The sequence below is a fragment of the Psychrobacter sp. 1Y4 genome (genome assembly GCF_051847555.1).
The window spans coordinates 1-505 of record NZ_JBPYDE010001220.1; the positions used below are offsets into that span (position 1 = coordinate 1).

The 505-nt window shown below is 38.2% G+C and carries 1 protein-coding gene; it reads right to left on the reverse strand.

Annotated elements, in window-relative coordinates; genetic code table 11:
* Positions 1–287: 287 nt before the first annotated feature.
* Positions 288–505: FAD-linked oxidase C-terminal domain-containing protein (locus ACS8FC_RS21235; protein WP_439298234.1), on the reverse strand; the 218-nt coding region annotated here is incomplete at its 5' end.

The following is a 505-nucleotide window of genomic DNA, read 5'->3' on the forward strand; positions in this document are numbered from 1 at the left end:
GCAAATTATCAAAAATTTCGATACCCCACCACATATCAAAGCAGCGGGCATTACTTATAATGCATTAGGCAATATGTTCCGTCATATCGCGGCACCGCATCAAGCATTTTTGATTATTCAAGGGTTTTTGAGTGTCTTGCTAGTTGTGGCGCTGGTACTGTTATATCTATAAACCATGTTTTTTTAAACGTAAATTTGGGCTTTCCAAATATAAAGTTGCAAACATAAAAAAGACGCTAGCCATTAGGTTTAGCGTCTTTTTTTGAGGTAAATAGTTAGCCTACCAATCACATATCAAAAATCTTACCACGATTCATAATATTGTTTGGATCAAATACTTTTTTCACTTCTCGCAAGTAATTAATCTCAGTCTCACTACGGCTATAGTGCAGATAAGGCTTCTTCGTCATACCCACCCCATGCTCAGCAGACACTGATCCGCCATATCTTTGCACCGTCTCAAACACATGCTTATTCACTACCTGACACTCGGCAAAGAAATCAT